At 33.7% G+C, this 6,470-nt stretch carries 9 protein-coding genes; all 9 read right to left on the reverse strand.

Going from position 1 to position 6,470, the window contains the following annotated elements; genetic code table 11:
- Positions 1-160 precede the first annotated feature (160 nt).
- Positions 161-385 (reverse strand): hypothetical protein, encoded by a 225-nt coding sequence (locus Q7P22_RS07745; RefSeq protein ID WP_303862730.1) that lies wholly within the window; start codon positions 383-385, stop codon positions 161-163.
- Positions 386-433: 48 nt separating this feature from the next.
- Complete coding sequence (locus Q7P22_RS07750; RefSeq protein WP_303862733.1) at positions 434-928, reverse strand: hypothetical protein; 495 nt, start codon at positions 926-928, stop codon at positions 434-436.
- Positions 929-979: 51 nt separating this feature from the next.
- A complete protein-coding gene (locus tag Q7P22_RS07755) occupies positions 980-1,477 on the reverse strand; it encodes a hypothetical protein (protein ID WP_303862736.1) in 498 nt (165 codons plus the stop codon).
- A gap of 46 nt (positions 1,478-1,523) precedes the next feature.
- A complete protein-coding gene (locus tag Q7P22_RS07760) occupies positions 1,524-1,829 on the reverse strand; it encodes a hypothetical protein (protein WP_303862739.1) in 306 nt (101 codons plus the stop codon).
- Between the two features lie 92 nt (positions 1,830-1,921).
- Entirely contained in the window at positions 1,922-2,707 is a 786-nt protein-coding gene (locus Q7P22_RS07765) for a hypothetical protein (RefSeq protein ID WP_303862742.1), read from the reverse strand.
- A 558-nt stretch (positions 2,708-3,265) separates the two neighbouring features.
- On the reverse strand, positions 3,266-3,532 hold the full coding sequence (locus tag Q7P22_RS07770) for a GyrI-like domain-containing protein (protein WP_303862753.1): 267 nt from the start codon (positions 3,530-3,532) through the stop codon (positions 3,266-3,268).
- A gap of 327 nt (positions 3,533-3,859) precedes the next feature.
- Complete coding sequence (locus tag Q7P22_RS07775; RefSeq protein WP_303862745.1) at positions 3,860-4,687, reverse strand: exodeoxyribonuclease III; 828 nt, start codon at positions 4,685-4,687, stop codon at positions 3,860-3,862.
- Positions 4,688-4,918: 231 nt separating this feature from the next.
- Positions 4,919-5,668 carry a hypothetical protein gene (locus Q7P22_RS07780; protein ID WP_303862748.1) on the reverse strand — a complete coding sequence of 250 codons (750 nt, stop codon included), beginning with the start codon at positions 5,666-5,668 and terminating at the stop codon, positions 4,919-4,921.
- A 421-nt stretch (positions 5,669-6,089) separates the two neighbouring features.
- Positions 6,090-6,299, reverse strand: coding sequence for a hypothetical protein (locus Q7P22_RS07785; protein ID WP_303862749.1), 210 nt, complete (start codon positions 6,297-6,299; stop codon positions 6,090-6,092).
- Positions 6,300-6,470 lie beyond the last annotated feature (171 nt).

Consider the following 6,470-nt stretch of genomic DNA (forward strand, 5'->3'; position numbering starts at 1 on the left):
TCTACAGCACCTTAGGGTAGTTTGAAATCACCACCTGTATGGCGAATTCGGTGGGTCCTCCACCATCATTTGCACAGCATAGCTGTCTTCAAGTAATATTAATTACTTGGAATGTCGCCTTCGTGGCGCACGAAATATGTCCCTATTAGTGTTTAATTATTTATCCAGGTAATATAATTTCCATCTGTACCTCATTAGCAACTTTACGCACTACATAGTTTGTATCTACAGATGCTTTTTGAATAATGTATTTGTATGTTTCAAAATCAACATCTTTTATTAGGTAAATATTCCTAAGTATTTTATTTTTTATGTAGACATTATCTGTGTCCATTAGCTTAACTAATTGATTGCATACAACATTCTTATTCTCTATGTTTTGCAATAATAAAAATAGAATTTGAACCGCATTCCAACGAATATCCAAGTCGGATTACACGCACCACTCTATCGCCTGTTGTAATATTATATGTTCTAACTGAACGTCAGACACAGGGGAATTGTTAGCTTCTAGATAATTCAAAAATGCTGCACTAGCTTTTCTATTTGATAAAGTATCATCGCCAATATCTACTAATATATTAAGCAACTCCGCTGTAATATCTTCACCTAAGCAATTATATAAAAGAAGTGCAGAAAATCTGAGATTTGTTTCATTTAAATTCATCATGATAGCTTGCGCCTTTTCCACTTGCGGTTTACTCGACAACAATTCTATTATCTTATTTTTATTACGCTCTTGTACGCTAGTTGGAGATTTTAACAAGTAAACCAACAGTTCTATAGCATCTATTTTTGCTTCAATCGTCTGGTTTTCTCTTAATAATGTTTCACTCGACACTTGAAACGCAGAATCAATTAAGTCATTAGAAAACTTTACCGTACTTTGCTGTAAGATATTTTTGATAGTAATATGTGGCTGATTCACTCGACCAAAAAATGTCCCATTTTTTCCTTGTTCTTCGTTGTCTTTCTACGCTTAAGTTATATATGACTTCAAAAAGACCGGCATATCCGTGTTCTCTTCGATTGTTGTCTCCAAACGGTAAGTGTTGTCATAAAAATCAGGCATTTCATCAGCAATTATTTTATCAAGTTCTTCTGTTAGCTCCCTATGCTTTTTCCTAAGAGTAAACAGCGCTCCCTGTAGACTATAAATATGTGTCCTTTCATCTGGATTTCGCACGATATTTATAATTGCTTCCAATAGATTGGCTGTATTTTCTGGAGACGCTTGGTCAAGATTTACGCATTTTCGAATCAGTTCAAATATTTCGTCGTAAAATCGATGTTTGTTATTATAAATACAGTTGCAGATGATTTCAATTAGTTGGTTATGAGGGATACGCAAATAGCTGCCTTCAAGGGCAAGGAATATCTCGTGACCTATTACGGTTACGGAACTTTCATCTTCAATCCATTTGGAAATAAGCTCATATAACTCAGACCAAACAAAACTAAATCTTTCATCATCCATATAATAGCAAGTAATTCTAAACGCATCTAATTTGCTAATAAACCGTTTATGAGCAAAAGGAAATAAGTTTAATACGTTTGTACAGCATCTGTAAATGAGTAAGTGAACCATTATACATTGCTAATACATAAATGCCTGTAAGCGATCTAATATGTGTACCTAGCCCGTGACCGAGAGTAACTGTCCCAGGAGTTTGAGTTTTATATTTAATAGCTTCTTGGATAATACCCTCATAATAATTACTGTCTAGCCTATCCAATAACGGATAATAAAGCAAAGATTGACTATTATCTAATTCATTTTGATATTCCGGCTTTAGCAAGAAATAATTTCGACTTTCTTGCAATAGCATATTTTGATTCCGCAAATCAATGAGTATATCTTTTATAAGCCATTCAGGTAAGCAATTTTGTTTTGCAATTTACAATGCTTCATCTAGTTTGTTTACACAAGCTTCTTGATCTCCGGAATAATATTCCTTGATGGCCTCATACCGCTTTTTGTTACAGTAAAATGCTTAGAAGTTTGATGTTTCTCAATCTCTAACAATAATGACCTCAAGCTTTCTTCATTGACGGTAGTCCCTTCAAATAACACAGGGAGAAAGGCGACACATAATTTGTCTATGTTTCCTGTTTTTTTCACTTTGTCATATGAAAGCTCAAGAATCAGCTTTGTAAAATATTCAACACAACAGTCAATATTAGTAAGTACATCCTTTTGTGCAATACTATCTGAATAAAGAGATATTTCAATATTTGAAATTTCAGTAGATTTCTCTGTCAACGACTCTTCATACCATGTTAATCGACCTTTGCAGTAGTTCTTATATATAGTTATTAAATCGTTTATTAAATCTTGTGCACCGCTTTTGATAAGGTCTTTAAAGTCATGTATGGTTTTGCTTTTTGCGTATTTTGCTCCCTTCAAGCTTTTTTGCAGTGGCGTTTCTGTTTTTGAGGCTTGGTCACAAAAATAGAAAAGTGATTTGATACCATGTTTTTTAGCTGTATCAATTTCCTTTTGAACTCCCGGTGGAACACCATCACTATTATCAATCAGAAATATACATACATCGCAATCTTCCAATGCAAATGTGTAGTGCTGTCCCGCCGAAGTCGTGGAAGCTCCTTCTGATTCAAAGACGTAAGTTTTTGCAAAACCCGTCGATTCAATTAATACTTTAAGTGCTTCACGCACGAAACTATATTTTTGTTTTTTTAGGTTCATCCCCACATGCAGAGCTTATAAATATTTGTATTTTTTGCTCAGGTATAATCATACGAGGGACGAGAGATCCGTGGGTCGTTGATGTCTTAAAAACAAATTTATGGTGATAGGTGTTGTATATTTATGTTCATAAGATAATTGAATCCATCCCCTTGTGGATTTCATTTCATATCAATTCTTAAGTATTAAATGCATCCTCTTAAATATACTTAATTATGTGGATTATTTAGGACGGGACTTTTTGCATTTAAACCTGTTTACTTGACAGAAATCATTACAGATTGATGGTATCATTGAGACCTGTCCCGCAAGCCTAATTGTTTTTTTGGGATAGTTCTCAATTTTTTATTATTTTAATCTTATCACATCTTTACCATAATATTTCATATTTGGAAATAATTCCTACATATTATTATATCCTGTAAGAAAACACATTCAAACAGGCGCTCGTATCTAATAATAAAAAATGACTCAAAATTTCATGTCCCTCGTGATTCCTCGTGATTTTCATCAATGGATATTAGGCGTTCCCAGAAGATAGGAAATGTCCGTGCTTCGTTACTGTATAGGAACTAATATTTCACACAAATGATTATCAATCATTTGTGAAGTATATCTTTCTATAATTGGTTGTTCTCTTATTGATAGATTATTTCTTTCTATCTCAGAGAAAATATTGCTCCAAAATTCACTGACTGCCTCTTTTGTATGGTCAAGCAAGAAAACAGCATATTTCCCACCAGAAAATTCACCAACACGAGCTGGTATTTCCACATTAAAATCTTTGTTTACAACAACGCAAACATCATATAAAGCTGTAAGTATGACTTAACCCAATGAAGTAATTAGAAAAATGTTGCGTCCCACATATGCTAATAACGCAAATAGCTTAATTTTGTCTCATAAGTCGTTGCAATACATCTCCAACAGTAGCATCTGCAAATAATTATTGGAATAACTAATTTTTAATAAAGCTATAAAATAAGAACTGAAAATATAAAAAAGATAAAGCTGTCTCTAACTCGCATGATTAGAGACAGCCTTTTGTAACTTTTTTCTGAGACCCAATTTCGCACAGTCAGCCTTCCCTCGTGGGTCAAAGTTCATTTAATTTTGAATCCATTAGATAAATGGTGTATTGATTATGTCAAACTAGAAATTAATTTCAAGTAATATTGGTGTATGATCTTGTCTTGGACCTGAATCAATCATTTCAGATTTAATTACTTTATCTGCAATGCGATTACTCACCAACCAATAATCAATTCTCCAACCAGAATTATTAATTTTACTTGTTTTAACACGCTGAGCCCACCAAGTATAAACATCTGTTACATCTCCGTGAACATAGCGAAAGGTATCTGTAAAACCTTTTTCTAAAAGATTTGTAAAGCCTTGGCGTTCCTCATCCGTAAAGCCAGCTGAGTTACGATTATTATTAGGATGAGCCAAATCGATTTCTTTATGTGCTACGTTGAAATCACCTGTTGCTATAAGATACTTCTCTTTATCAAGATTTACTAGATAATTTGCATATTTTATATCCCAAATCTGACGCTCTTCTAAACGATTCAGACCATCCCCCGCATTGGGCGTATAAACCTGTGTTAGGTAGAAATGTTCAAACTCTAATGTAATGATTCGACCCTCAGCATCCATGGTGCCTGGCGCATCAATTACTGGAAATATAACAGATGGTTTTAAATGGTTCTTATATAAAAACATGGTACCAGCGTAACCCTTGCGGGCTGGTTCTACTGAACTATTCCAAACAATTTCGTAATCCGGAAACTTATCCTTCAAAATTTCTAAATGCTTTTTCGTAGGACCATTACTTGATAACTTTGTTTCCTGTAAGGCAATAATTTCTGGATTATGTTGTATAATCGTCTCTAATACATCTCGAGATAATAACGCACGTGCTGAATCACTTGTTAATGCTGCATTTAATGAATCAATATTCCATGAAATAAGCTTCAATGTTTTCCTCCTAATATTATCTATTTGCTAACTTATTTTTCTATCAAATCATATAAGTGTAGTGTTATTTGATAAAAATAGTATATCCATAAAGTGTTGAAAATTCAAGTTTTCAAAGCTAGTTCTTATATTTTCAGGGAGTGAAATAAACATTAGAATGTTTAAGTAAGTAGAATTTGTTTTTTCACAAGTGATTTTGGTCTACTTTTTTAATTTAAAAAGCTTCACATTTTATTCGTTAGTAAAAAATCCGTATCCCATTTCTTTATTATAAAGACCATAGCATGAAAGTGTTTCCGTTACTTCTTCCTCGGGTAAGTATCCTTTTGGCCACCAGCTCAAAAGCTCTTCTGAAAGTTCCTTGATAGGAGTTTCTGGAGTATAGAGAAGAAATTCTTCCCCATCTTCCATTCCATATGGGACTGAGGCTATATAACGTATCTGATCTTTAATCCATTCCTCTCCCTCATTATTTTCGGTAGTTATTTCACCAAGAGTCATAGAATAGGTATAGCCGTTTACCTGCTTTATATCATCAAATTGTCCACTAAAGACACAAATATAGACTGAACCATGTGGATACCCCTCACCACTGCTACCCATCTCTGAATCATGGTATACACCTTCAAAAGAACCATCAGAATTTAGTGTAATTAAAGTTGCCCATCCACCAGCACCACTAGAAAAGGCTAGCTCCTTTGAGGTCTCCTCAAAAAGCTGAATTTCTTCGCTTACAGTAACTTCTTCGCCCTTTAAGATTTCTTCTCTCTTTGTGATTTTGTCTACTGGTTTCTTAGCTTCTTCTGGTTGAGATTTATTTTCCACTACATCTACATCAGGCGTTTTCTCAACCATGGTTTCACTGTTCGCTTGTTGAGCTTCACTTTCCTTTGCTTTTCCACAACTACTCAATAACCCTACCCCAATTACAAAGCACATCAGTACTATTACAACTCTAAATGTATTTCGCTTAACTTTCAAAGCTCATCCCTCCTCAAGGTTCTCTGAAAGATATTTGCCACTAGCAGTAATACAACACTCCAGAGGCATTGCCGGTTTTTCTTTTATCATATCATTTATAGTAAAATATTTTTATAATATTCTTCAAATTATTCTAGTAATTATCCATCTTCAGCTACTTTATAAAAATAGAATTTCGTTCGTTTTTTAAAAACACTAGAATTATCAACTCTTCCTTTTCCATATTATGTAACCGTGTTGTATTATCTTCATATCTAAAACAAAAAAAGTCATACATTCAAGAACTACAAGGCATAAAAGCCTACAATGCCTACATCACGTCATGTGACTCAATTTTTCCTGTCCTTCGTGAGCCCCCTAAACACATGAAACCCTCCTGACCTAGATGGCAGGAGGGTCATTTTAGTTACAATATAATTATTTAGAACTTATCAGCTAATACTGCTTTTGCATTGTTAATGGATTTATTCACTTCTGCAGTATTAAGAGTATTCATATCTTTTTTACCTTTTCCTTTAATTACAGGTTCAGCTTTACACATGTTATAAAGTAATCCAACGAGAAGAACTGTATTTTCTGTAAGTTTTTTCTCTTTAGCAGTAAATGTATTCCAATCGTTATGGCCTAACATAGTAACAACGCTTGTTAATCCATTTAAATGCTTCTAATAAATTTCATTAGCAGAAGAAAGCGTATCATTGTATTTATTAGAGGTGTTTCTTAAATCAAGTAAATACTCACAAATTTTATTAATTTTTTCCTCAGCTTTCTTCATCTGTGACCATGCTTCATCTGCTTTATC

Origin of the sequence: Alkalibaculum bacchi (assembly GCF_937875145.1) — a bacterium.
GTDB lineage: Bacteria > Bacillota > Clostridia > Eubacteriales > Alkalibacteraceae > Alkalibaculum > Alkalibaculum bacchi_A.